Below are 26267 nucleotides of genomic sequence, written 5' to 3'. Positions count from 1 at the left end.
GCATCCGCGCGAATGCCTCGTGATGTCGGTGAAGGACGAATGGCCGGCGCACGCGTGTACGCGCAGCTTCGATGCGACGTTCGATGCGCATCGCGCGCGGCACCCGCGGCTGCGCTGGCATGCCGGCCGCACGCCACACGATGCAGGTGCACGGCGCGATCGGCTACACGTGGGAACTCGACTTGCAGATCTTCATGAAGCGCATCTGGGCGCTGTCCGGCAGCTGGGGCGACAGCGCGTTCCACAAGGCCCGCGTGGCCGACGCGATCCTCGGCGACGCGTTGCCGATCGGCCCCGCGCAGACCTTCGACCTCGAGGAATCCAACTGATGAAACAAGCCTATATCGTCGACGCGCTGCGCACGCCGACCGGCCGCCGCAAGGGCGGGCTCGCGCACGTGCATGCGGCGGACCTCGGCGGCTTCGTGCTGAAGACGCTCGTCGAACGCAACGCGATTCCGGCCGACGACTATGACGACGTGGTGTTCGGCTGCGTCGACACGATCGGCCCGCTCGCGGGCAACATCGCGCGCACCTGCTGGCTCGCGGCCGGGTTGCCGCTGCAGGTGCCGGGCGTGACGGTCGACCGCCAGTGCGGCTCGTCGCAGCAAGCCGTTCACTTCGCCGCGCAGGCGGTGATGAGCGGCATGCAGGACGTGGTGGTGGCGGGCGGCGTGCAGACGATGACGCAGATCCCGATCTCGTCCGCGATGACCTGCGCGGCGCCGCTCGGCTTCAACGACCCGTTCTCGGGCAGCAATGGCTGGCGCGCGCGCTTCGGCGACGCGCCGGTATCGCAGTTCGTCGCCGCGCAGCGGATCGCCGATCACTGGAACCTGTCGCGCGACGCGATGGAGCGTTATGCGCTCGAAAGCCATCGTCGCGCGGTCGCGGCGATCGAGGCCGGCCATTTCAAGCGGGAAATCGTGCCGCTCGAAGGCGTGATGCACGATGAAACGCCGCGTCCCGACACGTCGCTGGAAAAGATGGCGACGCTCGAACCGCTGATGCCGGGTGGCTCGCTGACGGCTGCCGTCGCGAGCCAGACCTGCGATGCGGCTGCCGCGCTGCTGATCGTGTCCGAGGATGCGTTGAAGCGCTACGGCCTCACGCCGCGCGCGCGCATCCATCACCTGAGCGTGCTTGGCGACGATCCGCTGTGGATGCTCACCGCGCCGATTCCCGCGACGAAGGCTGCGCTGAAGAAGGCCGGCCTCGACTGGTCGCAGATCGACGTCGTCGAGATGAACGAGGCGTTCGCATCGGTCGCGCAGGCATGGCTCGCCGACACGCGCTTCCTGCACGAAAAGACCAACCCGAACGGCGGCGGGATCGCGCTCGGCCATCCGCTCGGCGCGACCGGCGCGCGGCTGATGACGACGCTGCTGCACGAGCTGGAACGCACCGGCGGCCGCTACGGGCTGCAGACGATGTGCGAAGGCGGCGGCCTCGCGAACGTCACGATCATCGAGCGCCTGTGAGCGCGTCACCTTCACGATCCACGAGGCACAAGCATGGGAATCTGTAACGGACGCACCGTCATCATCACCGGCGCGGGCGGCGGGCTCGGGCGCGCATACGCGCTCGCGTTCGCGGCCGAAGGCGCGGCGGTCGTCGTCAACGACATCCGGCACGAAGCGGCGCAGGCTGTGTGCGACGAGATTGCACGACGCGGCGGGCGAGCGCTCGCGAACGCGGACGACATCACGCAGGTCGACACCGCGCAGCGGATCGTCGACGCGGCACGCGATGCATTCGGCGACGTGCACGTGCTCGTCAACAACGCAGGCATCTGCCGCGACAAGATGTTCACGAGCATGACCGAAACCGACTGGGACGACGTGATGCGCGTGCACCTGCGCGGCCACTTCTGCCTGTCGAGCGTGCTGGCGCGCGTGTGGCGCGATGCCGCGAAGGCAGGCCACCCGGTCGATGCGCGGATCGTCAACACGAGTTCGGGCGCCGGGCTGCAAGGCTCGATCGGCCAGTCGAACTACGGCGCGGCGAAGGCCGGGATCGCCGCGCTCACGCTGATGCAGGCGGCCGAGCTGCAGCGCTACGGCGTGCGCGTGAACGCGCTCGCGCCGGCCGCGCGCACGTCGATGACGGAAGGCGTGTTCGCCGACATGATGAAGAAGCCCGAGGACGGCGGCTTCGACTATTTCGATCCGGCCAACGTCGCGCCGCTGGTCGTGTGGCTCGGCAGCGCGCTGTCGGCCGACGTGACGGGCCAGGTGTTCGAGGTCGCGGGCGGGATGATCGCGGTCGCGGAAGGCTGGCGCACGGGCCCGAGCGTCGATCGCGGCGCGCGCTGGGCGGCGGCCGAGGTCGGCCCGGCGGTCGCGCAGTTGCTCGCCGATGTGCGTCCCGCGCAGCGCGTGTACGGGAGCTGAGCATTGACGTCTTCCCCTGCCTATATGCAAGGGACTCCCACACATGGCGATGCACGTCCGCATCGGAGAATGTTCAACGCAGCGTTGGTATCACGATCATGCACGACACCACAGCTACTACACATCCATTCCCTTATTCGCAGCCCCGCGATACCTTTCGGCCGCGTCGTGCTGTCTTTCGACTCGCACGTCGAACAGGACTGGGTAGAACCGCTTTCGTCGACTTCCTCGAACGTGGCTCCGTGCGCGATCGCCTTGTAGCGGAGCTTGTTTCGGAAGGACGACCAGGATGCGTCGTAGATGCTCTTCGCCATCCTGGTTCTGGCGAGCTTCGTAGCCGACACATTGCCGACCGCGATGTAATCGAAACGCCGCACCAGATCGAGCGCGAGCTTGTGCTGGAAATCGGCACGGGCATTCGCCACCTTGGCGTGCAGCTTCGCGATATGCCGTTTGTGCTTTCGCGCCCGTTGCGCTTTCGCGAGCTTCTCGGCCGCGCGTCGGCCGAACCGATCGTTAGGAAGCTTCTCGCCCGTCGAAAGGGTGGCGAAGTCTTTCAGACCAAGGTCGATGCCGACACCGGAACGAATCGGGCGCACCTGAGCATCAGGTATCTCGATTGCGATGTTCAGAAACCAGTTGCCGCGCGCATCTTGCGCAAAACTGGTTCCGTCCTTGATCTTGCCGTCGGGAAGCGGGCGGCTGTTGAACACGCGGAAGGTGTTGCCGGCAAAACGAAACGCGTCGCCCTCGCGTTTCAGATCACGGCCCTTCAGGGGAACCCAGCCGAGCGATTTCCTGCCGCGATATCGCAGGTAACGGCGTCGGTGCTGACTGCGAGACTTCGCGTATTGCTCGCAGGTTGCGTTAACCGTGCCGGAGTGGATGCCGAGCTCCTTGCTAGTGCCGGTCGTCAGCACGTTCAGGTCGAATCCGGTCGGCCACCTCTTGTTCCACTTGAGCGCGTGCTTCTGCGTGTCGTTGCAGAAATTCCAGACGTAGTTCACCGCGCGGCTCTGCTTGCTAAGCAGTCCGTTGAGCGATTTCACTCGGTAGCGGTAGACAAGAATCATACCGGCGATCCTAACCCGTGGAAGAAGCTGCTTGTCAAGGGAGCTCCTTTCTTCCTCGCCATGCGTCCAGCAGGATTTCTCCTTGGGCGAGATGGCCAGGCCTCTCGGAGCAACTGATGGAATTTTCGCTCACCGACGAACAGGCGATGATCCGCGACGCGGCAGCGGACGTGCTCGCCGAACGCAGCGCGTCCGCCGACGTACGCCGGGTGCTCGAGCAGTCGGCAGGCCGCGACGACGCGCTGTGGGCCACGCTCGCGGGCGAGCTCGGCTGGAACGCGCTCGCGTTGCCGGAAGCGGCTGGCGGGCTCGGGCTCGGCGCGGTCGAGCAGACGGCGCTGATGGAACAGCTCGGCCGGCGCGTCGCATGCGTGCCGTACTTTTCAACGACGTGCCTCGCGGCGACCGCGCTCGCGGGCTGCGCCGACACGCCGCTGGCAAACGACTGGCTCGTGAAGATCGCCGAAGGAGCGTGCAGCGCGACGCTGGCGCTGCCGTTCGACCTGCCGGCGGGTGCGTGGCAACTGCCGGTCGTCGCGGAAGAAACGGCGGGCGGTTATGCGCTGTCCGGCACGCTCGAACAGGCGATCGACGGCGCGCGTGCCGACCTGCTGCTGGTACCCGCGCGGATCGCGAATGAAGGGCAGTCGATCGGTTTGTTCGCGATCGATGTCGCAACAGCGTCGGGGCTCAAAGTCACGCCGCTCGACACGCTCGACGCAACACGGCCGATCGCGCGCGTGGTGCTCGACGAAGCCCGCGTGAGCCGCGATGCGCTGCTTGCTGGCGGCACAGCGGTTGCACAGGTGCTGGAGCACGCCGCCTGGTTCGCGGCACTCACGCTGGCTGCCGAACAGCTCGGCGGCGCCCAGCAATGCCTCGACCTGACGCTCGACTACACGAGCCAGCGCGTGCAGTTCGGCCGCGCGATCGCATCGTTCCAGGCCGTCAAGCACCGCTGCGCACAGATGATGGTGTTGATCGAGTCGGCCCGCTCGGCCGTGCTCGGAGCCGCACACGCGTGGGATGCCGAAGCCGGCAGCGCGCAGCCGAGCAACGCATTGCGCGCCGACATCGCCGCCGCGAAATCTGCCGCAAACGACGCATATGCGTTCTGCGCACAGGAAGCGATCCAGCTGCACGGCGGTGTCGGCTTCACGTGGGAATACGACCCGCATCTCTATTTCAAGCGCGCACAGGCGTCGGGTTCGCATTTCGGCACGACGCCGCAACTGCTCGAATGGATCGCGAGCCATGCGATCAACGGCGGCGCACCGCATCGCGACGCAGCACTCGCAGAGCCGGTTCCTGCGACGGCAACGCGTCCGTCCCCGTCCGCCGCACGCGCAGGAGCCCTCCAATGAACAGCGAAACGCGCGAACAGCAATTGCGGCACGAAGTGGCCGACTGGGTGCAGTCGCACCTGACCGGCGATTTCGCGTGCCTGAAATACCGCGGTGGCCCCGGCGACGAGGAAGCGTGGCCCGAACTGCGCAAGGCGTGGGAACGCGAACTGGCGCAAGGCGGCTGGACCGGCCTCGGCTGGCCGACGGATGCCGGCGGGCGCGGCTTCTCGGTCGCCGAGCAGGTGATCTTCCACGAGGAATACGCGCGCGCCGGCGGCCCCGGACGGATGGGCCACATTGGCGAAGGGTTGCTCGGGCCGACGCTCGTCGCATGCGGCACCGACGACCAGCGCGCGCGCTTCCTGCCCGGCATCCTGGCCGGCACGCAGTTCTGGTGCCAGGGCTATTCGGAGCCCGGCGCGGGTTCGGACCTGGCCAACGTGCGCACGCGCGCCGAGCAGGATGCGGACGGCGCGTGGCGCGTCCACGGTCAGAAGGTGTGGACGTCGCTCGCGCACGATTCCGACTGGATCTTCGTGCTGGCGCGCACCGATCCCGCATCGAAGGGCAACAAGGGGCTGTCGTTCCTGCTGATGCCGCTCGACCAGCCGGGCATCGAGATCCGGCCGATCAAGCAGCTCAACGGCGGCGCCGAATTCAACGAAGTGTTCTTCGACGGCGCGCGCGCGGACGCCCGCGACCTGGTCGGCGCCCCCGGCGACGGCTGGCGGATCGCGATGACGTTGCTCGGCTTCGAGCGCGGGATGTCGACGCTCGGCCAGCAGATGCAGTTCGTCCGCGAGCTCGAGTGGGTGATCGACGCCGCGCGCGAAGCGGGCACCGACCGCGACCCCGTGCTGCGCCAGCGGATCGGCCGTGCGTGGGCCGGGCTGCGCGTGATGCGCTACAACGCGCTGCGGATGCTGTCCGGCGCGGACGACGCCGACGGCGGCTCCGCACCGCTGCGCCGCGAGGCGCTGATCTACAAGTACTACTGGTCGAACTGGCACCGCGACCTCGGCCAACTCGCGATGGACGCGCTTGGGTCCCGCGCGAACGTGATCGATCCGGCCGACGAAAAACTCACCCATCTGCAGCGCGTATTCCTGTTCTCCCGTGCGGACACGATCTACGCGGGCACCAACGAAATCCAGCTCAACATCATGGCCGAGCGCGGGCTCGGCATGCCCAGGGAACCGCGAGGACAAGCATGACCGAACCCATCATCCAGAAAGCACCGGCCTACGTACCGGGCCACCAGTTGCTCGCCGGCAAATCGGTGCTGATCACGGCCGCCGCCGGCGCCGGCATCGGCTTCGCGGCCGCCCGCCGCTGCGCGGAGGAAGGCTGCCGCGCGCTGTTCATCTCCGACATCCACGAAAAGCGCCTCGAACAGGCGGTCGAGACGCTGCGCGCCGAAACGGGGCTGCAACAGGTGTACGGCCGCCTGTGCAACGTTGCGGTCGAGGCCGACGTGCAGGCGCTTGTAGCCGAAGCGCAGGACAAGCTCGACGGCGTCGACGTGCTGATCAACAACGCGGGGCTCGGCGGGTCGACCCGCATCGTCGATATGGACGATGCCGAATGGTCGCGCGTGATCGACATTAGCCTCACCGGGACGTTCCGGATGACGCGCGCGATGCTGCCGCACATGCAGGCCCGCGGCCGTGGCGCGATCGTCAACAACGCATCGGTGCTCGGCTGGCGCGCGCAGGCGGAACAGGCGCACTACGCGGCCGCGAAAGCGGGCGTGATGGCGCTGACGCGTTGCGCGGCGCTCGAGGCGTCGCCGTACGGCGTGCGCATCAACGCGGTCGCGCCGAGCATCGCGATGCACGATTTTCTGAAGAAGTCGGCGCCGGCCGACTTGCTGAATCAACTGGCGTCGCGCGAAGCCTTCGGGCGCGCCGCCGAAGTCTGGGAGGTCGCGAACGTGATGGTGTTTCTTGCAAGCGATTACGCGTCGTACATGACGGGCGAAGTGCTGTCGGTCAGCAGCCAGCACGCATGATGAGCGCGACCCTCGACCCCGTGCGCGCGACGCCCCGTGTGTTCGCGCATCCCGGCGAACTCGCGGCGGCCGTCGGCGACCCGCTCGGCGCGAGCGCATGGCTCGCGATCGACCAGATCCGCATCGACGGTTTCGCCGACGCGACGGGCGACCACCAGTGGGTGCACGTCGATCCGGTGCGCGCGAAGGACGGCCCGTTCGGCGCGTGCATCGCGCACGGCTACCTGACGCTGTCGCTCGTCAATTATTTCCTGCCGCAGATTGTGCGGATCGACGGCGCGCGGCTCGGCGTCAACTACGGCTGCGACAAGATCCGTTTCCCCGCGCCGGTGAAGGTCGGCGCGCGCGTGCGCGGCGTCGGCGAATTGCTGCGCGTCGAGCCGCTCGAAGGCGGCGTGCAGGCGTGGATCCGCGTGACCGTCGAGATTGAAGGCGAAGCCAAGCCCGGCTGCGTCGCCGACACGATCAGCCGTTACACCTTCTAGTTCGAGAGAGCCACACACATGGAAGACGCAGTCATCGTTTCCGTCGCACGCACGCCGATCGGCAAGGCGTTTCGCGGCATGTTCAACGACACCGAGGCGCCGGTGCTCGGCGGCCACGTGGTGCGCACCGCGCTCGACCGCGCGGGCGTCGCGCCGGCCGACGTCGACGACGTGGTGATCGGCTGCGCCGCGCAGCAGGGCACGCAGGGCTACAACATCGGCCGCCTGTCGGCTGCGGCGGCCGGGCTGCCGGCGTCGGTGCCCGGCATGACGATCGACCGCATGTGCTCGTCGGGGCTGATGTCGATCGCGAGCGCCGCGCGCAGCATCGGCGCGGGCGACGCGCGGATCGTCGTCGCGGGTGGCGTCGAGTCGATCTCGCTCACGCAGAACAAGCACAAGAACGCGTATCGCGCGCGTTCGCTGGCCGTGCTCGACCACCAGCCGGCGGCGTACATCGCGATGATGGAAACGGCCGAGATCGTGTCGCGCCGCTACGGCATCTCGCGCGCGGCACAGGACGAATTCGCGTTGCAGAGCCACCAGCGCACGGCGCAAGCCCAGGCGGCCGGCCGCTTCGACGCGGAAATCGCCCCGCTCGACGTGCGGCGCGCGCTGTTCGACAAGGAAGGCAACCCGGCCGGCCACGAGGACGTGAACGCCGCGCGCGACGAAGGCGTGCGCGCGGACACGACGGCCGAACGGCTCGCGGGGCTGAAGCCGTCGTGGAGCGGCGGCAAGGTCGTCGAGCAGGGCGAGTTCGTGACGGCCGGCAACGCGTCGCAGCTGTCGGACGGCGCGGCGGCCGTGGTCGTGATGTCGCGTGGCGAGGCCCAGCGCCGCGGCCTGACGCCGCTCGGCGCGTTCCGCGGCCTCGCGGTGGCCGGCTGCGAGCCGGACGAAATGGGTATCGGCCCGGTGTTCGCGATCCCGAAGCTGCTGGCGCGCTTCGGGATGACCGTGGCCGACGTCGGGCTGTGGGAGCTGAACGAGGCGTTCGCGTGCCAGGCGCTGTACTGCCGCGACACGCTCGGCATTCCGGACGAGCGGCTGAACGTCGACGGCGGTGCGATCGCGCTTGGCCATCCGTTCGGGATGTCCGGCGCGCGGATGACGATGCACGCGCTGCTCGAAGGCGCGCGGCGCGGCGTGCGGCACGCGGTCGTGACGATGTGCATCGGCGGCGGGATGGGTGCCGCCGCGCTGTTCGAAGTCGGCGCGTAGCGGCACGCGGACGGGCCGCGCCGCTCGAGCGGCCCTCCATTCAGGACCATTCGAGGCCGCGGCAACGACCGACGGCCCGGAGACTTGCAGGCGACGGCGGTGGGCGCCATGGCGCGAACCGTCGTCGAACGCAGACACAGGAGACAAGCGATGAAACGAACTTTGCCCGGACTCGCGATGTCGGCGCTCGTGCTCGGCGCCGCGCTGTTCGCGTTTTCGCCGCGCCCGCTGCCGGCGTTCCCGGTCACCGCGATCCAGGCGGATCGCCTGCAGATCAACGGGCTGGCGAAGGCCGGCGCGCGCATCGTCGCGGTCGGCGAGCGCGGCGTGATCCTGCTCAGCGATGACGCGGGCGCGCACTGGCGGCCGGCGTCGGTCACGCCCGACCAGGGCTCGACGCTCACGCAGGTGCGCTTCGTCACGCCGACGCTCGGGATCGCGGTCGGCCACGACGGCCGGATCGTCCGCAGCGACGACGCCGGCGCGCACTGGCGCGAGGTGTACATGGACCACGCGCATTCCGATCCGTTGCTGTCGATCTGGGGCACGGCCGACGGCCCGCTGTTCGCGGCCGGCAGCTTCGGCCAGCTGCTGCGCTCGGACGATGCGGGCCTCAACTGGCAGACCGTGAAGACTCCGGCCGGCGACCGCCACCTGAACGCGATCGTCGGCGACGGCCACGGCAGCCTGCTGATCGCGGGCGAGAGCGGCACGCTGCTGCGTTCGACCGACAACGGCGCGACCTGGGACAAGCTGCCGTCGCCGTACGCCGGTTCGCTGTTCGGCGCGCTGATGCTCGCGAACGGCGACTGGGTCGCCTACGGGATGCGCGGCAACGTCGTGCGCAGCACCGATCGCGGCGCGACCTGGACGCACGTCGACAGTCGCGTGCCGGTGTCGTACTTCGGCGCGACCCAGCTCACCGACGGCGAACTCGTGCTGGTCGGGCAGGGTGGCGCGATCGTCGCGTCGCGCGACGGCGGGCTGACCTTCGACGTGCGCAAGCTCGGCGGCGTGCAGAGCCTCGCGGCCGTGCTTGACATGGGCCACGGCGCGCTGCTGCTCGGCGGCGAGGCTGGCGTCGCGCCGCTCGCCGGCTTGCTTGCCGCCAGGCCGTCCTGACGCGCGGCGGTCCTGCTGCCTGCTTCCGTTCATTTCGCATCGTCCGCATCGACAAGAGAATTCCCATGAACGACCTGTCACGTCCCCCTGAAGCCGTTCCCGCGTCGCGCCTTGCCGCGTTCGTCGAGCGCTGCGCCGACACGATCATCCGCCGCCGCCGGCTGCTGCTGGTGCTGTGCGTCGCGGTGACGCTCGCGCTCGGCCTGTCCGCGACGCGCCTGAAGCTCGATCCGGGCTTCAACAAGATGATCCCGATGGAGCATCCGTACATGCAGGTGTTCGAGCGCTACGCGGGGGCATTCCCCGGCGCCAACACGATCCTCGTGAGCCTGCGCTGGAAGGGTGACGGCGACATCTACAACCAGACCTTCATGGACGCGCTGCGCCACGCGACCGACGACGTCTTCTTCATCCCCGGCGTGAACCGTTCGCGCGTGTTCTCGCTGTTCACGCCGAACGTCCACTACACCGAGGTGACCGAGGCGGGCTTTCGCGGCGACGTGGTCGTGCCGGGCCAGTTCTCGAGCGCGAACCCGGACGATCTCGCGAAGGTGCGCCGCAACGTCGCGCGTTCCGGGCAGATCGGCCGCCTCGTCGGCAACGACCTGAAATCGGCGCTGATCCGCGCGGAGCTGCGCGAGACCGACCCGGCCACCGGCAAGCGGCTCGACTACAGCGCGGTCGCGCGCCAGCTCGAGGAGATCCGCGCGAAATACGCGAAACAGGGCATCGACGTGAACATCATCGGCTTCGCGAAGCTGGTCGGCGACGTCGAGAACGGCATCGCGGGCGTGATGGCGTTCTTCGCACTCGCGTTCCTCGTGACGGCCGCGCTGCTGTTCGCCTACACGCGTTCGTTGAAGACCACCGTGCTGGCGCTCGTCGTCGCACTGCTGCCGGTCGTGTGGCTGCTCGGCGCGCTGCCGCTGCTCGGGCTCGGCATCGATCCGATGTCGATCCTCGTGCCGTTCCTGATCTTCTCGATCGGCGTGTCGCACGCGGTGCAGATGACCAATGCGTGGAAGCAGGCGCTGGTGCGCGGCGCATCGTCGGCCGATGCCGCGCGCGACGCGTTCCGCAAGCTGTTCGTGCCGGGCACCGTCGCGCTGCTGACCAACGCGCTCGGCTTCATGGTGATCATGCGGATCCGGATCGACATCGTGCGCGAGCTCGGCATCACCGCGTGCCTCGGCGTGCTGCTGATGATCGTGACGAACAAGGTGTTCCTGCCGATCCTGCTGTCGTACACGCGCCTCGAACGCGGCACGCTGGCCCGCGCGCAGCGCACGGCGGCGGCCGGCGGCAGCGGGAAGTGGGCGCGTTTCGCGGTGTTCGCGCGGCCGGCGCCCGCACTCGGCGTGTTCGCGGTGGCGCTCGCGCTGCTCGCGTACGGCACGCTCGAATCGCGCAAGCTGGAGATCGGCGACATCGGCACCGGCGCGCCCGAACTGCGCACGAACTCGCGCTACAACGTCGACAACGCGGCGATCACGCACCAGTACAACATCGGCGTGGACGTGCTGTCGGTGATCGTCGAGACGACCGGCTTCGACGACGCGTGCCTGCATTACCCGGTGATGAGCGCGATCGAGAAGTTCGAGATGAACATGCGCGGCGTGGCCGGCGTGCAGTCGGTGACGAGCGTGGCGTCGCAGGGCAAGGTGTTCATCGCCGCGTTCAACGAGGGCAATCCGCGCTGGGCCGCGCTGCCGCGCTCCAGCGACGGGCTCACGCAGGGATCGAACGCGTTCGATCCCGACAACGGGATGAACACCGCGAACTGCAAGGCGATCCAGGTGCTGATCTACACGCAGAACCACGAAGGCACGACCATCGCGCACATCGTCGACGAGATCAAGCGCTTCGCGGCCGAGAACCCGACGCCGAACGTCGCGTTCCGGCTCGCGGGCGGCAACGTCGGCGTGATGGCTGCGACCAACGAGGCCGTCGGCGACGCGGAGATCGCGATGCTGCTGTCGATCTTCGGCGCGATCGCGCTGCTCTGCGCGGTCACGTTCCGCTCGTGGCGCGCGGTGCTGTGCATCATCGTGCCGCTCACGCTCGTGTCGATCCTGTGCAACGCGGTGATGGCGCGGCTCGGCATCGGGCTGAAGGTCGCGACGCTGCCGGTGATCACGCTCGGCGTGGGCGTGGGTGTCGACTACGGGATCTACCTGTACGAGCGCCTGCAGCACGACATCCGCCACGGCGCGACGCTGCCCGACGCGTTCGCCGATGCAATGCGCCAGCGCGGCACGGCGGCGCTGTTCACGGCCGTCACGATGTTCATCGGCGTCGGCACGTGGGCGTTCTCCGCGCTGAAGTTCCAGGTCGACATGGGCGTGCTGCTCGCGTTCATGTTCCTCGTGAACCTGTTCGGCGCGGTGTTCCTGCTGCCCGCGCTCGCCGCGTGGCTCGGCGTCGAGCGCGCCGAGCGCCGCGTGCTGCACAAGCTGCAGCCGTCACCCGCGGCCCCGGCGCCGCTGAAGCCGTCGCCCGCGTTCGAACCCGGCAACCCGATGCGCTGACCGGCGCCCCCATTTCCCCCGCGCGCGGCCGGCCGCCGCGCGCTCTCCACAAGAGGAGTCAACCCACATGTCCGCACGCCCTTACAAGATCGAAGCCCAGCCGCTCGCGCAGCGCTATGCGCGTGGCTGGCACTGCCTCGGGCTCGCCCGCGACTTCAAGGACGGCAAGCCGCACACGCTGAACGCCTTCGGCCGCAAGCTCGCCGCGTTCGCCGATTCGACCGGCAAGGTCAACGTCGTCGACGCATACTGCCCGCACATGGGCGCCGACCTGAGCCTCGGCACGGTGCAGGGCGACCACCTCGTGTGCCCGTTCCACGGCTGGGCGTGGAGCGGCGAAGGGCAGTGCGCGTCGATCCCGTACTGCAAGCGGATTCCGCCGAAGGCGCGCATCGGCGCATGGCCGACCTGCGAGGAGAACAACCTGCTGTTCGTGTGGAACGACCCCGAAGGCAACGCGCCGCCGCCGGAAGTCGCGATTCCGCGCCTCGACGTGTGCTTCTCCGACGAATGGTCGGACTGGGTCGTCGACAAGATGGTGATCCAGGCCAACTGCCGCGAACTGGTCGACAACATCTCGGACGTTGCGCACTTCGCGACCGTCCACCGCGCGCCGATCGACTTTTTCGCGAACCTGTTCGAGGATCACAAGGCGACGCAGCTGATGGTCGGCCGCAGCGAGAAGCTCGGCGGCGACGCGCTGACCGCGCTGTCGACGTATTTCGGGCCGGCCGTGCACATCACGCAGATGACGGGGCAGAGCGGCGGGCAGCCGATCCACTCGGTGCTGCTGAACTGCCACGTGCCGATCGACATGAACAGCTTCGAGCTGCGCTACGGCGTGATCGTGAAGAAGGTGGCCGGGCTGTCCGACGCGCAGAACATGGAGATCGCGAACGCGTACGTGAAGGAAGCGCAGCGCGCGTTCTACGAGGACGTCGACATCTGGCACAGCAAGACGCGGATCGACAACCCGCTGCTGTGCGAAGGCGATGGCCCGCTGTACCAGATGCGCGACTGGTATTCGCAGTTCTATCTGGACGTGGCGGACGTGCGGCCGACGAGCGTCGCGCGTAAGGCATTCGAAATGCGGATCCGGGACGGTGCGGAACCGCCGGCGCTGCATCACGTGTTCGAGCCGCAGTAAAAGCCGGCTGGCCGAGCGAAAAAGGGGGCGTATCGAAACAGGCCCAGTCGGCCGGTAACACCCGCCGCATAAGGCGCACGCGGCGGGTGGGCTGGTGCGCTGCATCAAAATGACTTGACGAAACGGCCACTACCGCGTAGTGTCCATGACCGAAGTGTTCAAGAAGTTCGATTGCTCATCATTGGCCGCACTCCGTGCGGCGGTCGTTGGTCTCTCCCTCTTTTGATTCTTTCTGTGCTCGTCGAGGGCGCATGTTCAATTATTCGTCATTTGTATTAAGGAAGTAATTGTGGATACCGGTACCGTCAAGTGGTTCAACGAAACCAAGGGCTTTGGTTTCATCTCCCCTGACAACGGCGGCGACGATCTGTTCGCCCATTTCTCGGAAATTCGCGGCACGGGCTTCAAGACCCTGGCCGAAGGCCAGAAGGTCAGCTTCGAAGTGAAGCGCGGCCCGAAGGGTCTGCAAGCGTCGAACATCACGCCGCAGTAAGCCGCATCGGCAACGGCCGCCACACGGCGGCCGTTGCCGGATGGATTTGCGCGCAGGGCGCCGCTTCGGCGGCAGCCGGCGCGTTTCCGATGCGCACGACCGATGCATCGCGACATTCACGATGCATCGGTCGTGACGCCTCTTTCATCGCATGCCAGAATGGCGTGCGACGCAACGCCTTCGCAAAGCGCGCGCCGCTTCGCGAGCGCATCACCGCTTCAACGCATCAACCTGAGCAGACCGCCGCCATGCCGTAGCAGGCGCGGTCCCGACTTGCGCGGCGCTTCGTGCGCCGCCGCCACCGACCGCCTGAACGCCGCAACGCGCCGGGCTCCGATCGCAAGACAGGCCCATGGCCCGTCTGAACGAACCGATCCCCGGCAGCCTGCCGGCCGCCGTCCCGTTGTGGGCACGGCGCCGGGCAGATCGCCGCGGCCGCGGTCAATTACCTTGTCTGGAGGAATTGGTTTGGCAAAAGAAGAACTGCTGGAACTGGACGGAATCGTCGACGAAGTGCTGCCGGACAGCAAATACCGTGTCACGCTGGAAAACGGCGTCGTGGTCGGCGCGTACGCGTCGGGCCGCATGCGCAAGAACCACATCCGCATTCTCGCGGGCGACCGCGTGACGCTGGAACTGTCGGTCTATGACCTCACCAAGGGTCGTATCAACTTCCGTCACAAGGACGCGAATTCCCCGCGTCCGCCGCGAACCGGCCAGCCGCGCCGTTAAGCGGTAACGATCGGCGCGCCGCCGCGTGCCGATCGAATCCCGTCCGGCCGACGAGGCCGGACGAACCGGGTGGACGACACCATCACGTGCCGTCCACCGGTCGTCGCCGGCATCGTCATGCCGCGGCGGCCAATACCGCCTTTACCGGCCGCCGCGCGTGCGCAACGCTCAGGCGGCCGCGTCCCGCAGGAAATCCTCGACGATCATCGCGAAGTACGGCGGACATTCCTGCATCGGGTAATGCCCGCAATTCGGCAGGGTCGCGAGCCGCGCGTTCGGATGCCACGCGAGGAACGTCGCCTGCATCGCCGCATCGTCGAGCCCTGGATCCTTGTCGCCGACGATCACCAGGAAGCGGGTGTCGAGCCCGCGGATGTCGTCGACGAAATCCGTGCCGGTCAGCATGTCGAGATACGCGAGCCGGCAATCCGGCGCCACGCGCTCGCGGTTCTGCCGCAGCTTCACGTCGGCCCAGCGCGCCGACAATCCCCCCGTCACGAATCGCACGAGCCGGCGAAACGCATCGTCATCGACGGCCGTGCGCGCGAAGAATGCGCGCGCGTCGTCGTTCAGGCGATTGCCGGCTGCCGACACCGGGCACACGGCGATCGCGCTCTTGATGCGCGACGGCGCGTCGGCGGCGAGCCGCTGGGTCGCCATGCCGGTCATCGAATGGCCGATCACGTGAAAGCGCTGCCAGCCGAGCCGATCCGCGAGCGCCAGGCAGTCGGCCGAGATCTCGTCGACGGTACAGGCGCCGGTCAGATGGATGGATTCGCCGTAGCCGCGCAGGTCGACGAACACGTACGTGAATGCCGTTTCGTCGAGATACGGCAGCAGCGCCGCGTAGTTCGTGTGATCGCCGAGCCAGTCGTGCAGGACCATCACGCATTCGGGGCCGGTGCCGTGCTGCAGGTAGCCGAGGCCGCTGTTCGGGCGGGAAGTGAGGGTGTCGATACGGTTCATTTCAAGGGGCTTCCTTTTGGTTGGCAGAACCAAAACGAAACGCCCTCCCGGCGGACCGGGAGGGCGTCTTGAAAGTGCATCGATCGTATCGGGCCGACCGGTGAAAGTCAACGCTCAGAGCGCCATCCGGCCCAACCTCACGATGCGCTGAGGGGGCGGGCGCGGCGAGCGCGGAAACGGCCGCGTATCGCGTCGGCTACGAAAGCGCGTCGCAGTTCAGCCGCGAATACGCGCGGATGTTCGGTGCGCCGCCGCGGCGCGATGTCGTCACGCTGAAAACCGCGTCGGCCGACGGCTGAACGCACCGGCCGCAACGCGGTTCTCGTGCAGCTTTACGCGCGGGCCGGCGCGGTCGTACACTCGTCGGCAATTCGCGGCCCGCGCCACGGCTTTCAATTCCTTCAGTGGCTTTCAGCGGGCCAACGACCGTGCCAGCAGGACTTTCGTCGCGCGACGCCAGGAGGCGCCATGAGTGCAGACGCAGCCCCCGCATCCCCGTCGGTTCAGGACCGCATCCAGCACGTGTTCGTGCTGATGCTCGAGAACCGTTCCTTCGATCACCTGTTCGCGCTGTCGGGTTACCCCGACATCGTCGCCGCGTCGCCGGGCAACAGCAACGCGTACGACGACGCGGTCTATCCGTTCGGCGGCGGCGCGCCCGACCGGATGCCGACCGATCCGTGCCACGAATTCACCGACGTGCTCGAGCAGCTTTGCGGCGCGGGCGTGCCGTTCGTGAAAGGGCAGCCGTATCCGCCGGTCGGCAATACGGGGTTCGTGTCGAACTACGCGACCTCGCATGACGAAGGCACGCCGCCGCAGCCGGCCGATGCGGGCAAGATCATGCAGGGCGTCGACATCGCGACGCAGGCGCCGTCGCTGTCCGCGCTCGCGAACGCGTTCGTGCTGTGCGACGCATGGCATGCGTCGATGCCGGGACCGACCTGGCCGAACCGCTTTTTCCTGCACGGCGCGTCGTCGGCCGGGCTCGACCATTCGCCGACCAAGGAAGAAATGGCCGGGTGGGATGCGTTCGACGGCTTTCCGTATCCGAAGGGTTCGATCTTCGCCGCGCTCGGCGACGACAACTGGCGCATCTACCAGGACCAGACGGGCGATCCGCTCGGCCACGTGCCGCAGGTCGCGTCGCTGAAGGGCATCAGCTTCTTCGACGTCGACGATCTCGCGCATTTCGAGGCCGATCTCGCGGCCGGCTATACGGCGCGCTATACGTTCATCGAGCCCGGTTACGGCGACATCGTGCACGGCACCTACCAGAACGGCAGCTCGCAACACCCGATGGACGGCCTTGCCGGCGGCGACCAGCTCGCCGCGCGCGTGTACAACGCGATCCGCAATTCGCCGCTGTGGAACAACAGCCTGCTCGTGATCTGCTACGACGAGCACGGCGGCTTCTACGATTCGGTCAGGCCGGGCGCCGCACCGCCGCCGAACGATGGCGCGGCGGCGACGCTGAACGCGAGCGGCTTCGGGTTCGACCTGTACGGCGTGCGGGTGCCGGCGATCGTGATTTCGCCGTGGGTCGCGGCCGGGCAGGTCGACCATACGCCATACGATCATGCGTCGGTCGCGGCGACGCTCGAGCGGCTGTTCGGCCTGGCGCCGCTGACCGACCGCGACCGTCTCGCGAACGACCTGCTGGCGCTCGTCACCACGACGTGCCGCAGCGACTGCCCGCAAAGGATCGGATCATGAGTACAACACCGGCCTTCGACCCGCGCGATGCGCTGCCCGTGCGCGACGGCACGAGCCTGATCGCGTTTCTGCACATCCTGAAGAAAGCGCATGCGGCGCTGGTCGGCCATGACAAGGCCCATCAGCGTTTCAGCGAGATCGTGACGCGCGGGCAGGCGCGGCAATACATCGAGGAACTGATGCCGTCGCTGCTGCAGGCGCGCGAAGCGCATCGGCGCAAGCGGCACGGCGCGAAGCATCGCTGACGGCCGGGGCGGTGCGCGGTTGGGGCGGCGTGAAGCCATGTCGGCATGGACAGGTGCATGAGCGAGGCCGCGACGCGTTATGCCGCCAGCCGCGCACTTTGCATGCTGAGTGCCGACACCGCGGCGCCGGCCAACTGAACGGCCGCGCCGGCGAACATCGCCGCGCGCAAGCCGGCTGCACCGCCGTGCGCGGCCGCGAACAGCGTGCCGAGTACCGCGATGCCGAGCGTCGCGCCGGTCATGCGCGCGACGTTGACGAGCGCGCTCGCGGTGCCCGAACGCGCGGCGTCGACCGCCCCGACGGCGACCGTCATCAACGGCCCCGTCGCGATCCCCATACCGAGCCCCGTCAACGCGAGCCCGAGTTCGGCGCCGAGCAGGCTCGACGAACCGGCCGACGCACCGATCGCGCCGAGCCCGCTCGCGATCAGTCCGACCCCGCCGGCCGTCGTTGCACGTGAGCCGATGCGTTCGGACAGCGGCCCCGACCACGGCGATACGACGACGAACACGAGCGCCATCGGCAGCAGCGCGAGGCCCGCGCCGGTCGAATCGAGACGGCCGGTGCCTTGCCAGTAGAGCGGCAGCAGGAACAGCACGCCGTACATCCCGAACGTCATGCCCGAGGTCGCGGCGATCGCGCCGCGAAACGCGCCGATCCGGAAGAGTTCGAGCGGCACGAGCGCGGCCGCGCCGTGACGCCGTTCGATCGACGCGAATGCGGCGAGCGCAGCGATCGCGACGCAGCCCGCGAGCACGCATGCGACCGGCGAATCGCGGAACACGATCGCCGCATACGCGAGCGTGCCGAGCGCGAGCGCGCCCGTGACTTGGGCGCCGACGTCGACATGCCGGCCGCGTGGATCGGACGACTCGGGCACCGCCGGGATGGCAAGCAGCATCGCGGCGACGCTCAGTGGCACGACAACGAAGAAGATGCTGCGCCAGCCGAAGTGCCGGATCAGCACGCCGCCGAGTGTCGGGCCGATCGCCATCGCCGCGCCGTTGCACGCGGCCCAGATGCCGAGCGCGCGGCCACGCTCGACCGGGTCGCGCCACACCACCCGCACGATCGCGAGCGACGCCGGGAGCAGCAGCGCGGCGCCGACGCCGGCCAGCGCGCGGGCGGCGATCAGCACCGGCACCGAAGGCGCGAGCGCGCACAGCAGCGATGCGACGGTGAAGAGGGCCGTGCCCGCAATGAAGATGCGGCGCCGGCCGTGCAGGTCGGCGAGCAGCCCGCCGGTCAGCAGCAGCACCGCGTAAGTGAGGTTGTAGCTGTCGACGACCCATTGCAATGCGCCGACGCCCGCGTGGAAATAGTCGCCGATCGCACGCGTCGCGAGATTCACGACGGCCGTGTCGACCTGCGCGACGAGGACGGCGAGGCAGAGGGTCAGCAGGGTTAGACCTTTGCGACGCCTGGGATCGGTAACGAGTCGTTCCGAATGGAGCACGAGGCAACTCCCGAATGACGGTAGTCCGAAGATAAAGAGGTCCTGCTGACAGCGTCATGGCAGCAGTGAGGATGGTTGCTGGCCCGTGTGCGGCCAGCACCGATGTGGTCGCCAGATTCTTGCCGCATCTTGTCGCGAGCAGCCAGGTCGATGCAATGATGTGGATTGCTAGACCAACCGGGGGGCGTTTGCAAGACGGGATTTCCATATCTGAACTGGAAGGCATCGTATTCTCGAGATGAGTGGTGGCATTTACTGTTCTGGAGTTTATTTATAGTAATAGTACGAATTGATAATGTGTTTCGAATTGAAAAATTGAGATTTAATCTCATAAAAAGCAAAATTGCGATGTTGACTCGCTATGATGAAGATCATAGGATTCGCTGCCGAAAAGATCGGTTTGTGTTTTAGGTTTTTTCCAGGGTTTTGCGTGTTGGTATGTCCTGGAATTCTCGCGCAGTGAATAATTTATCTTTTGTGGATTTATTTTAATCGGATCGTGATTGCGTTCGCTATTTTTGCGTCCAATCAAATCTGTCAGTGAATTTCGGTGGATTTTTCATATCAGTTTCAATTGAATCGATGGAAGCGCATCCATGAACGAAAGAGATGGATTTCAAGCGGTGACCACGTCGAATGTCTATTTCGGTCCGTCCGCACAAAGAAAATGGTTAGGGCGCGGTGCTCGTCGCGATATAGATGTCGTCCTGGTGACGCATCCGCGCGACAGGGCGGACATCGCGCGGATGTTTCCGTGGACTGACGCGCTCGACGGCGAGGCACTCGCGGACCTGCTGTACTGCCTGCAGCCTGTTTATGGCGAGATCATCGAAGCGCGGGGCATCAACATAGGGATATTGTTCCTGCCGATTCTCGCCGAAGACATGATCGACCCGAAATCTCGCGCGTACAGTCGCAGGCGTCTGGAAAAAGAAGGTTTGGCCAAGGTTGCCGCGATGGGCGCCCGGCACGTCTGTCTCGGTGGATTGACCGGAGCGCTGACGAATTACGGGCGCCGCATCGAGGCGCATTCGAAGGATCTCGGTATCGAATTGACGACTGGTCACGCGGTGACGTCCGTTTCGATCGTCCGGCAGTTCGAGAAGGCACTGTCCGAATCCCGAATGAGCGGTGACGATACCGTCCTCGCCATCGTCGGTGTCGGCAGCGTGGGTGCCGGAGTGACGAGACTTCTGGCGCATTCGACACGTACAACGAAGCCTGTCGAATTGATTCTCGTCGATACGCAGCAGCAGCAGGACAGGCTTCATGTCATCGCGCGCGAGGTCGCAGCATGCTCTCCTATACGGGTGTCTGTCGAGGTGCTCCCGACACGTCACGCGTTGCCGGCCGACAGCCGGTGCTATCGAGACGCCAACGTGATCGTCAGTGCGGTCAGCACACCGTCGATCCTCGACATCGATCTCGTGCGCCCCGGCACGATCCTCATTGACGACAGTCAACCCTATTGCTGGGACCGGGACATGGCATGGAGTCGCGTGCAGGCACGTGGCGACATCCTTCCATGCGACGCTGGATTGGTCGATGTGGGAGAGATTGCGTACCGGTCGTTCTTTCCGTTCGATTTCGCTGACGACCATGGGCAGGGCAGCGTGATTTCATGGTCCTGCCTTGCCGAAGGGTTGTTGCGTGCCAGCCTGCCGTGGCTAGCAAGTAATGTTGGCGAGGCAGATGTTGCGCAACTGCTCGCCTATGAGCGCGCGTTCGATGACATGAAGTTCGAGATTCCGGCGCTTCAATGTGGAAAGCATCTGCTGGATGTCGAGGCTTTCCGTCGCTTTTCGATCGGTGCGTCCAGACTGCGTCGTGCTCAGGGAGGTCGCTCGTGAAGCCTATTCCAGTTTATCGGGGATGCAATACGTGCGGAATGCCGTTGCATTACGACGCACTCGTGAGCGGGCGTGATGTTTCCGACGTCGAGGCATCCGGGCTCTGCACGCACTGTTCAGGGCGTCTGTTCGACCGGTGCACCGAGTACGATCCTGATACCGACCACGAATGGTTGATCGATTCGATGATCGCTGCCGCCGACGGCCGGAGAACCTGGCGTCACACAGCACTCTCGATCGCGAGACGACTATCGATTGTCGGCGAAGACGGCCCTGGCGCAGCCGCGGGAATTCTCGATTCGATTCCCGCGCGCGATACGCACTCGACGTACTCTGCAATGGTGCTTTACAGCGGCGGCAAGGACAGCACATACATGCTGATCAAGCTTGCCGAGAAAGGGGTAAATGTCTGTGCTTGGATGCTTGATCCCGGATATCAGTCACCGCAAACGCTCGATAGCGCGCGGCGCGTGACCGAGAAACTCGGCATACCTCTCGTAATCGAAACACCCGATAAAGCGCTCACGGACGCGTTGTTCCGATCCGGATTCTCGATCGACACGACTTCGGATATCGATCTGCAAAAAGGGGCGATGACCTACGGATCCGCGTGCTGGCCATGCTTTTCGCTGATTGCCGTGAGCGCAAGCGCGTTCGCAAACCGCCATCGCATTCCGCTGTGCTTCATCGGCACGCAAAAAGGACAGAACAGGCTGAATCTCGAGGGGACCGGCGTGTTGTCTTCGCGGGCGTTGCCGAAAGTCAACGATCTCGTCGCCAAGTTCGTGCAGCCGTTCCGCAAGGCGATTCCTGATCACGCGGACGCACTGGACGCCGATCCCGATGGTATCCGTTTCCCAACCGTTCTCGTGCCTTTCTACGAACTTGTGCGGAGACCGGACAGAGATGTCCAGATCGCGCATATCGCGAAATATGGCTGGATTCTCCCTAAAAACACGGGGGCTTGCAGTTCGAACTGCATGATTAACGAACTGGGGCGGGCAGTCATGCGTTCCAGATTCGGTTTCGACCTTTATCAGGTGATCGACGCGAACGAACGTCGGCTCGGGCACGCACCGGACCGGGCCGCGTCCGGTTCCCCTGATCCGACATTCGTAAGACTCGGCGCAACGATGCTCGGACTGAGCAGTCAAGAGGCCAACGAGTTCGGCGTGACGATTCAGAAGGGCAATCAAGATGCGTAACCTGAGCGAAACAGATACTTACTCGTTTACCGATCACGTGTTGAGCCGCGCCGTCTTCGCGCTGTCGCGCGTGGTAGGCGTGAGGAACATCACCCGGCCCTTCTGGAATCGATGGCGCGCGGCGCTGTTCGACCAGAACACGCTGGATCGCTTCCTCACCGCGATGAATGGTCTTTCCGACTGGCCGACAAAAGGGGAAGAATTTCTGCAAGGCGAGGTCAGGCAGGTCGAGGCGATGCTGCCCGATATGTCGAACGGCGATGCCGTGGCGCACTATCGACGGCTGTCGTTTCTGGCCCATCTGGTGCAATGGGGTTGTCTGCCGCTTTCGGAGGCGAAGGTGCGCGCCTATCGGCAGTGTCGGGACTTCTATCTCGAGGCCGAGCGTCGGGCATTCGGCGCCCGGTTCACGCGTCTGCGCATCGACTGGCAGCGCAAGCCGATGTGGGCCAACTTGCATTTGCCTGAGGTGCCGCTGCCGTCGGGGAGGATTCCGTTGATCGTGATCGTACATGGCATGGACGACGTCAAGGAAGAGCATCTCGCCAGCGAATTGCTGTTTTCAGAAGCGGGATTTGCCGTGCTGTGCATAGACGGACCGGGGCAAGGCGAGACTTTTCTGCTCGAGGGGACGACATGGCCGGAGAACTTCGAGGAAGCGATCGTGGCAGCCGTCGACGTGCTGAACGACCATCCGCAGATCGATACCGAAGGATATTGCGTCGCCGGAATCAGTTGGGGCGGCATGTGGGCCTACAAGATTGCCGCAGTCGACCCGCGTGTTGGCGCGATCCTCGATCTGGGCGGCCCCGTTGATGCACGTGAATTCAACAAACTGCCATTCTTTCTGAAAAGCAAGTTTTGCCAGATTCTGGGCATTACGTCGATGGACGAAGCGAAGGGCGCGGCAAACGGCTTCGCTATCCGCGACGTTGCAATGCTTGGGAGCGTTCGTGCCCGTGTCCATATCGTTCACGGCGGCCGAGATCCGCTCGTGTCGGTTGCCGACAAGACATGGTTGCGCGATACGTTGAACGAACTCCGGGGAACGGACGACGTCAAGCTCACGCTGCTCGCAGACGGAGACCATTGTTGTACGCAATATGTGACAGAGATCCGGCGTGCAGCCGCAGTCGACTTCCTCGACGCATACAGGCAAAGAATCGGCGATCGATATCAGTCGGATCACCGTTTGCCGACTGCTTGAGCTGTTGTTGCGTACAACCGAGCCACGTTCGATTTCTTCGCTATGGAACGCATCACTGTCACGCCACGATTGGCTCGTTTTGGATTCGTTTTCGCCTGCTTGTCGATTGCGGGCTGCACGAAGCATCCGGAGACCTTTCAGGGCTATATGGAGGGGCAGTTTTCCTATCTGTCCACGCCGCACTCGGGGACCCTGAAAACATTGCCCGTGCGCCGCGGTCAACGCGTTGCCGCCGGGGCGGCCGTATTCGAGATCGACTCCCCCGACCTGGAAAAAGCGGTCAAGCGTCAATATCATCAGTGGCAGTCGTCGCTGAACATGCTCGAGGACCTGGAAAAGGGGAAGCGCCCATCGGAGATCGACACGATGAAGGCGCAACTCGAGCAGGCGCGCGCCACCGCTGCTCGTTCGTCGCAACGGCTCGCGCGTGCCGAGGTCGATTACGGGGTTGACGCAATTTCTCGTGAAAAGCTAGAAGGCGAGCGTGCCGCGGCTCGCGTGGACAACGCGCGCGTTAGGGAAATCGCCAGCCAACTGAGGACGGCGAAACTGCCGGCGCGCGACGATCAACTGCGTTCTCGACGACAGGACACCGAGGCGCTTCAGGCCGAGTACGAGCGTGTGGAGGTTCAATACGGGCAGCGGATCGTGCGCGCTCCGGAAAATGGTGTCGTTGTCGACACCTTCTTTACGCCTGGCGAATGGGTGCCGGCCGGCAATCCCGTCGTCAAGGTTCTGATCGATCGCAATACGAAGGTGCGTTTCTTCGTGCCTGAGACCCGGCTTGCGCGTCTGCGGATCGGCGATATCGTGAAGCTGGGTTGTGACGGGTGCAAACGTGCTTATTCGGCGACGATCGTTCATATCGCCTCGGAAGCCGAATATACGCCGCCCGTCATCTACAGCAACGATGTGCGTGCGAAGCTGGTGTTTCTCGTCGAAGCGCAGCCTGACGATGTTGCAGCGCGCACGCTGCATCCCGGTATGCCGGTCGAGGTAACGCCATGAGCCATGAGATGCCATTGATCGACGTGCAGGGGCTGAACAAGCATTTCGGCACGCGCCACGTCGTGAAGGATCTGAGTCTGCGGGTCGCCCGAGGCGAGATATTCGGTTTTCTTGGCCCCAATGGGAGCGGCAAGACGACATCGTTGCGGATGATGTGCGGACTGCTGACACCTGATTCCGGACACGGGAGTTGCCTTGGTTTCGACATCCTCACGGAATCGAGGGAAATCAAGCGACGGGTCGGGTACATGACACAGCGTTTTTCTTACTGGGAGGACCTGACGATCCGCGAGAATCTCGATTTCGTCGCGCGACTGTACGAAATCAACTCACGAAAAGACAGCGTTGCGCGAATGCTCGCCGAGATGGGGCTGGAATCACGCGCAAACCAGCTGACGGGCTCGCTGTCCGGTGGCTGGAAACAACGCGTGGCGCTCGCAGCCGCACTCTTGCAGTCGCCCGAACTTCTGCTACTCGACGAACCGACGGCCGGCGTCGATCCGAGTGCTCGCCGCGAATTCTGGGAAGAACTGCATGAGCTGGCGGCGCGCGGCATTTCAGTGCTCGTCAGCACGCACTACATGGACGAGGCCGAACGTTGTCACAAACTGGCCTATATCTCGTACGGCACCTTGCTGGCACATGGCGAAGCTCGTGAGCTCGTACAGCGACAAGCGCTTCATACCTGGTCGGTCTCGGGACGTAATCTGGTGCGGCTGAACGAACAGCTGCGAGGACAGCCGGGTGTCGAGCAGATCGTGGCGTTCGGGCGTGCACTGCACGTATCGGGACGGGACGAAGCTGCCCTTGTGGCAAGTCTCAGTGCCGTCTGCGGCGAGGACGTTGAGGTCGATCGAATCGATACAAACCTCGAACATGTTTTCTTGCATCTGATGAAAGATGCGTCGCGAGAGCAGGGCGGATCATGATCGGATTCTCGGTTTCCCGCTGGTGGAGCATGGTGATGAAAGAGTTTCTTCAGATCCGCCGCGATCGCGTGACGCTCGGGATGATCGCGATTCTACCGGTTGTTCAGTTGACCTTGTTCGGGTTTGCGATCAACAGCGACCCCAAGCACCTTCCGACGATCGTACTTGCCGGCGAAGGAAGCGAATTTTCGCGATCGCTCGTTGCCGGTATGCGCAACACCGGCTATTTCGATGTTCGGGACGGCACGTTTTCCGAGCTCGGTGCGCGTGACGCGCTGCAGAGAGGGGCAGTGCAATTCGTCGTCAGCATCCCGCACGACTTTTCTCGGCGCCTGGTACGCAACGAGTATCCGGAAATTCTTGTCGAGGCGGATGCGACCGATCCTGCCGCAACGGGAAATGCGATCGCAGCCTTCAATACAATGGTTCGGACGGTGCTGGACAAGGACCTGCATGGGGCATTGGCGTCAACCGTGCCACAGCACGCATTCTCGGCGCGGATTCACAAAATCTACAATCCGGCTGGAACGACGCAGTACAACATCATTCCCGGCTTGATGGGCGTGATCCTGTCGATGACGATGGTGATGATGACGAGTCTTGCCATCACGCGTGAACGTGAGCGAGGGACGATCGAGAACATCCTTGCATCGCCAGCGACATCCATCGAGGTAATTTGCGGAAAAATCGTACCGTATATCTTCATTGGTATGCTTCAGTGCACGATCATCCTGCTCGCGGCGCGTTTCGTGTTCGACGTGCCATTCGAAGGAAATCCGGTCACGGTCTATTGCCTGGCGCTATTGCTGATTGTCGTGAACCTGATGGTCGGTATCGCCATATCGTCGATCGCGCGGAACCAGTTGCAGGCGATGCAGATGACGTTCTTCTATTTTTTGCCGAGCGTACTGCTTTCCGGATTCATGTTCCCTTTCGCCGGCATGCCCGCCTGGGCGAAACTTGCCGGCAATGCGTTGCCGCTGACGTATTTCAACCGGGCCATTCGAGGTGTGCTGCTGAAGGGGAGTGGATGGTGCGAAATGTGGCCCGATGCCTCGATGCTGGTTGTTTTCGGTTTCGTAGCGATGGTGATCGGCTTGGCTGCGTACAGGAATACGCTGGATTGATCGG

Annotated in this window: 23 protein-coding genes and 2 pseudogenes; 22 read left to right on the top strand and 3 right to left on the bottom strand. The window is 65.2% G+C overall.

What is annotated here, in order from left to right; genetic code table 11:
* Window positions 1-125: 125 nt before the first annotated feature.
* From G3N61_RS18965 to G3N61_RS18955, 3 genes and pseudogenes are all read left to right on the top strand, one after another.
* Window positions 126-329: pseudogene (locus G3N61_RS18965) on the top strand (acyl-CoA dehydrogenase); the annotation flags it as partial.
* Complete coding sequence (locus G3N61_RS18960; RefSeq protein ID WP_205823296.1) at window positions 329-1480, top strand: acetyl-CoA C-acetyltransferase; 1152 nt, start codon at window positions 329-331, stop codon at window positions 1478-1480. The pseudogene G3N61_RS18965 and the gene G3N61_RS18960, both read left to right, overlap by 1 nt.
* 33 nt (window positions 1481-1513) lie before the next feature.
* The gene (locus tag G3N61_RS18955; RefSeq protein WP_089452834.1) at window positions 1514-2392 is read left to right on the top strand and encodes an SDR family oxidoreductase; all 879 of its coding nucleotides are present in this window, start codon (window positions 1514-1516) and stop codon (window positions 2390-2392) included.
* A gap of 20 nt (window positions 2393-2412) precedes the next feature.
* Here G3N61_RS18955 and G3N61_RS18950 read toward each other — a convergent pair whose 3' ends face one another.
* Window positions 2413-3465: an RNA-guided endonuclease TnpB family protein gene (locus G3N61_RS18950; RefSeq protein ID WP_089452835.1), complete on the bottom strand. Its 1053-nt coding sequence runs from the start codon at window positions 3463-3465 to the stop codon at window positions 2413-2415.
* Window positions 3466-3581: 116 nt separating this feature from the next.
* On the opposite strand from G3N61_RS18950, the gene G3N61_RS18945 reads away from it, so the two are divergent.
* From G3N61_RS18945 to infA, 10 genes are all read left to right on the top strand, one after another.
* A complete protein-coding gene (locus tag G3N61_RS18945; protein WP_205823295.1) occupies window positions 3582-4829 on the top strand; it encodes an acyl-CoA dehydrogenase family protein in 1248 nt (415 codons plus the stop codon).
* Complete coding sequence (locus tag G3N61_RS18940) at window positions 4826-6025, top strand: acyl-CoA dehydrogenase family protein (RefSeq protein ID WP_205823294.1); 1200 nt, start codon at window positions 4826-4828, stop codon at window positions 6023-6025. Before G3N61_RS18945 ends, G3N61_RS18940 begins: the two co-directional genes overlap by 4 nt.
* Window positions 6022-6822 carry an SDR family oxidoreductase gene (locus tag G3N61_RS18935; RefSeq protein ID WP_043186578.1) on the top strand — a complete coding sequence of 267 codons (801 nt, stop codon included), beginning with the start codon at window positions 6022-6024 and terminating at the stop codon, window positions 6820-6822. Before G3N61_RS18940 ends, G3N61_RS18935 begins: the two co-directional genes overlap by 4 nt.
* Window positions 6822-7307 (top strand): MaoC family dehydratase, encoded by a 486-nt coding sequence (locus tag G3N61_RS18930; protein WP_089452948.1) that lies wholly within the window; start codon window positions 6822-6824, stop codon window positions 7305-7307. Before G3N61_RS18935 ends, G3N61_RS18930 begins: the two co-directional genes overlap by 1 nt.
* Before the next feature lie 18 nt (window positions 7308-7325).
* Window positions 7326-8531 (top strand): acetyl-CoA C-acyltransferase, encoded by a 1206-nt coding sequence (locus tag G3N61_RS18925; protein ID WP_205823293.1) that lies wholly within the window; start codon window positions 7326-7328, stop codon window positions 8529-8531.
* 150 nt (window positions 8532-8681) lie between these two features.
* Window positions 8682-9653 (top strand): sialidase, encoded by a 972-nt coding sequence (locus tag G3N61_RS18920; RefSeq protein WP_205823292.1) that lies wholly within the window; start codon window positions 8682-8684, stop codon window positions 9651-9653.
* Window positions 9654-9718: 65 nt separating this feature from the next.
* Entirely contained in the window at window positions 9719-12181 is a 2463-nt protein-coding gene (locus G3N61_RS18915) for an MMPL family transporter (protein WP_089452840.1), read from the top strand.
* Between the two features lie 67 nt (window positions 12182-12248).
* On the top strand, window positions 12249-13328 hold the full coding sequence (locus G3N61_RS18910; RefSeq protein ID WP_043186586.1) for a Rieske 2Fe-2S domain-containing protein: 1080 nt from the start codon (window positions 12249-12251) through the stop codon (window positions 13326-13328).
* A 289-nt stretch (window positions 13329-13617) separates the two neighbouring features.
* On the top strand, window positions 13618-13821 hold the full coding sequence (locus tag G3N61_RS18905; RefSeq protein WP_006483056.1) for a cold-shock protein: 204 nt from the start codon (window positions 13618-13620) through the stop codon (window positions 13819-13821).
* 468 nt (window positions 13822-14289) lie between these two features.
* Window positions 14290-14553 carry a translation initiation factor IF-1 gene (gene infA, locus G3N61_RS18900; RefSeq protein WP_011355053.1) on the top strand — a complete coding sequence of 88 codons (264 nt, stop codon included), beginning with the start codon at window positions 14290-14292 and terminating at the stop codon, window positions 14551-14553.
* A gap of 168 nt (window positions 14554-14721) precedes the next feature.
* Here infA and G3N61_RS18895 read toward each other — a convergent pair whose 3' ends face one another.
* Window positions 14722-15519, bottom strand: coding sequence for an alpha/beta hydrolase (locus tag G3N61_RS18895; RefSeq protein ID WP_205823291.1), 798 nt, complete (start codon window positions 15517-15519; stop codon window positions 14722-14724).
* A gap of 179 nt (window positions 15520-15698) precedes the next feature.
* Between G3N61_RS18895 and G3N61_RS18890 the strand changes: the two are divergent.
* From G3N61_RS18890 to G3N61_RS18880, 3 genes and pseudogenes are all read left to right on the top strand, one after another.
* Window positions 15699-15818, top strand: a pseudogene (locus G3N61_RS18890) (AraC family transcriptional regulator); the annotation flags it as partial.
* 169 nt (window positions 15819-15987) lie between these two features.
* Window positions 15988-17235: an alkaline phosphatase family protein gene (locus G3N61_RS18885; protein ID WP_205823290.1), complete on the top strand. Its 1248-nt coding sequence runs from the start codon at window positions 15988-15990 to the stop codon at window positions 17233-17235.
* On the top strand, window positions 17232-17480 hold the full coding sequence (locus G3N61_RS18880; RefSeq protein ID WP_043186594.1) for a hypothetical protein: 249 nt from the start codon (window positions 17232-17234) through the stop codon (window positions 17478-17480). Before G3N61_RS18885 ends, G3N61_RS18880 begins: the two co-directional genes overlap by 4 nt.
* 77 nt (window positions 17481-17557) lie before the next feature.
* On the opposite strand, the gene G3N61_RS18875 is transcribed toward G3N61_RS18880, so the two are convergent.
* Window positions 17558-18937: an MFS transporter gene (locus tag G3N61_RS18875; RefSeq protein ID WP_205823289.1), complete on the bottom strand. Its 1380-nt coding sequence runs from the start codon at window positions 18935-18937 to the stop codon at window positions 17558-17560.
* Between the two features lie 596 nt (window positions 18938-19533).
* On the opposite strand from G3N61_RS18875, the gene G3N61_RS18870 reads away from it, so the two are divergent.
* Genes G3N61_RS18870 through G3N61_RS18845 form a run of 6 tightly spaced genes read left to right on the top strand, consistent with a single transcriptional unit; the run spans window position 19534 to window position 26263 of the window.
* Window positions 19534-20787: a hypothetical protein gene (locus G3N61_RS18870; RefSeq protein WP_089452847.1), complete on the top strand. Its 1254-nt coding sequence runs from the start codon at window positions 19534-19536 to the stop codon at window positions 20785-20787.
* A 44-nt stretch (window positions 20788-20831) separates the two neighbouring features.
* A complete protein-coding gene (locus G3N61_RS18865; RefSeq protein WP_179258803.1) occupies window positions 20832-21992 on the top strand; it encodes a phosphoadenosine phosphosulfate reductase family protein in 1161 nt (386 codons plus the stop codon).
* Window positions 21985-23199 carry an alpha/beta fold hydrolase gene (locus G3N61_RS18860; RefSeq protein ID WP_089452849.1) on the top strand — a complete coding sequence of 405 codons (1215 nt, stop codon included), beginning with the start codon at window positions 21985-21987 and terminating at the stop codon, window positions 23197-23199. Before G3N61_RS18865 ends, G3N61_RS18860 begins: the two co-directional genes overlap by 8 nt.
* Before the next feature lie 42 nt (window positions 23200-23241).
* A complete protein-coding gene (locus G3N61_RS18855) occupies window positions 23242-24207 on the top strand; it encodes an HlyD family efflux transporter periplasmic adaptor subunit (protein WP_089452850.1) in 966 nt (321 codons plus the stop codon).
* The gene (locus tag G3N61_RS18850) at window positions 24204-25136 is read left to right on the top strand and encodes an ABC transporter ATP-binding protein (RefSeq protein WP_089452851.1); all 933 of its coding nucleotides are present in this window, start codon (window positions 24204-24206) and stop codon (window positions 25134-25136) included. The genes G3N61_RS18855 and G3N61_RS18850 overlap by 4 nt, the downstream gene beginning before the upstream one ends.
* A complete protein-coding gene (locus tag G3N61_RS18845) occupies window positions 25133-26263 on the top strand; it encodes an ABC transporter permease (RefSeq protein WP_089452852.1) in 1131 nt (376 codons plus the stop codon). Before G3N61_RS18850 ends, G3N61_RS18845 begins: the two co-directional genes overlap by 4 nt.
* Window positions 26264-26267: the final 4 nt, after the last annotated feature.

Origin of the sequence: Burkholderia sp. Ac-20349 (assembly GCF_017104865.1) — a bacterium.
Lineage (GTDB): Bacteria > Pseudomonadota > Gammaproteobacteria > Burkholderiales > Burkholderiaceae > Burkholderia > Burkholderia aenigmatica.
The sequence above is the reverse complement of the archived record's forward strand: the minus strand, read 5'-3'. Positions and strand labels throughout refer to the sequence as shown.

Bases quoted from the DNA above. Each gene is read 5' to 3' on its own strand.
- G3N61_RS18950 (WP_089452835.1), bottom strand. From the start codon at position 3,465: ATGATTCTTGTCTACCGCTACCGAGTGAAATCGCTCAACGGACTGCTT.
- G3N61_RS18870 (WP_089452847.1), top strand. From the start codon at position 19,534: ATGAACGAAAGAGATGGATTTCAAGCGGTGACCACGTCGAATGTCTAT.
- G3N61_RS18940 (WP_205823294.1), top strand. From the start codon at position 4,826: ATGAACAGCGAAACGCGCGAACAGCAATTGCGGCACGAAGTGGCCGAC.
- G3N61_RS18925 (WP_205823293.1), top strand. From the start codon at position 7,326: ATGGAAGACGCAGTCATCGTTTCCGTCGCACGCACGCCGATCGGCAAG.
- G3N61_RS18955 (WP_089452834.1), top strand. From the start codon at position 1,514: ATGGGAATCTGTAACGGACGCACCGTCATCATCACCGGCGCGGGCGGC.
- G3N61_RS18910 (WP_043186586.1), top strand. From the start codon at position 12,249: ATGTCCGCACGCCCTTACAAGATCGAAGCCCAGCCGCTCGCGCAGCGC.
- G3N61_RS18885 (WP_205823290.1), top strand. From the start codon at position 15,988: ATGAGTGCAGACGCAGCCCCCGCATCCCCGTCGGTTCAGGACCGCATC.
- G3N61_RS18880 (WP_043186594.1), top strand. From the start codon at position 17,232: ATGAGTACAACACCGGCCTTCGACCCGCGCGATGCGCTGCCCGTGCGC.
- G3N61_RS18860 (WP_089452849.1), top strand. From the start codon at position 21,985: ATGCGTAACCTGAGCGAAACAGATACTTACTCGTTTACCGATCACGTG.
- G3N61_RS18850 (WP_089452851.1), top strand. From the start codon at position 24,204: ATGAGCCATGAGATGCCATTGATCGACGTGCAGGGGCTGAACAAGCAT.
- G3N61_RS18930 (WP_089452948.1), top strand. From the start codon at position 6,822: ATGAGCGCGACCCTCGACCCCGTGCGCGCGACGCCCCGTGTGTTCGCG.
- G3N61_RS18915 (WP_089452840.1), top strand. From the start codon at position 9,719: ATGAACGACCTGTCACGTCCCCCTGAAGCCGTTCCCGCGTCGCGCCTT.
- G3N61_RS18945 (WP_205823295.1), top strand. From the start codon at position 3,582: ATGGAATTTTCGCTCACCGACGAACAGGCGATGATCCGCGACGCGGCA.
- G3N61_RS18845 (WP_089452852.1), top strand. From the start codon at position 25,133: ATGATCGGATTCTCGGTTTCCCGCTGGTGGAGCATGGTGATGAAAGAG.
- G3N61_RS18920 (WP_205823292.1), top strand. From the start codon at position 8,682: ATGAAACGAACTTTGCCCGGACTCGCGATGTCGGCGCTCGTGCTCGGC.
- G3N61_RS18895 (WP_205823291.1), bottom strand. From the start codon at position 15,519: ATGAACCGTATCGACACCCTCACTTCCCGCCCGAACAGCGGCCTCGGC.
- G3N61_RS18855 (WP_089452850.1), top strand. From the start codon at position 23,242: ATGGAACGCATCACTGTCACGCCACGATTGGCTCGTTTTGGATTCGTT.
- G3N61_RS18960 (WP_205823296.1), top strand. From the start codon at position 329: ATGAAACAAGCCTATATCGTCGACGCGCTGCGCACGCCGACCGGCCGC.
- G3N61_RS18935 (WP_043186578.1), top strand. From the start codon at position 6,022: ATGACCGAACCCATCATCCAGAAAGCACCGGCCTACGTACCGGGCCAC.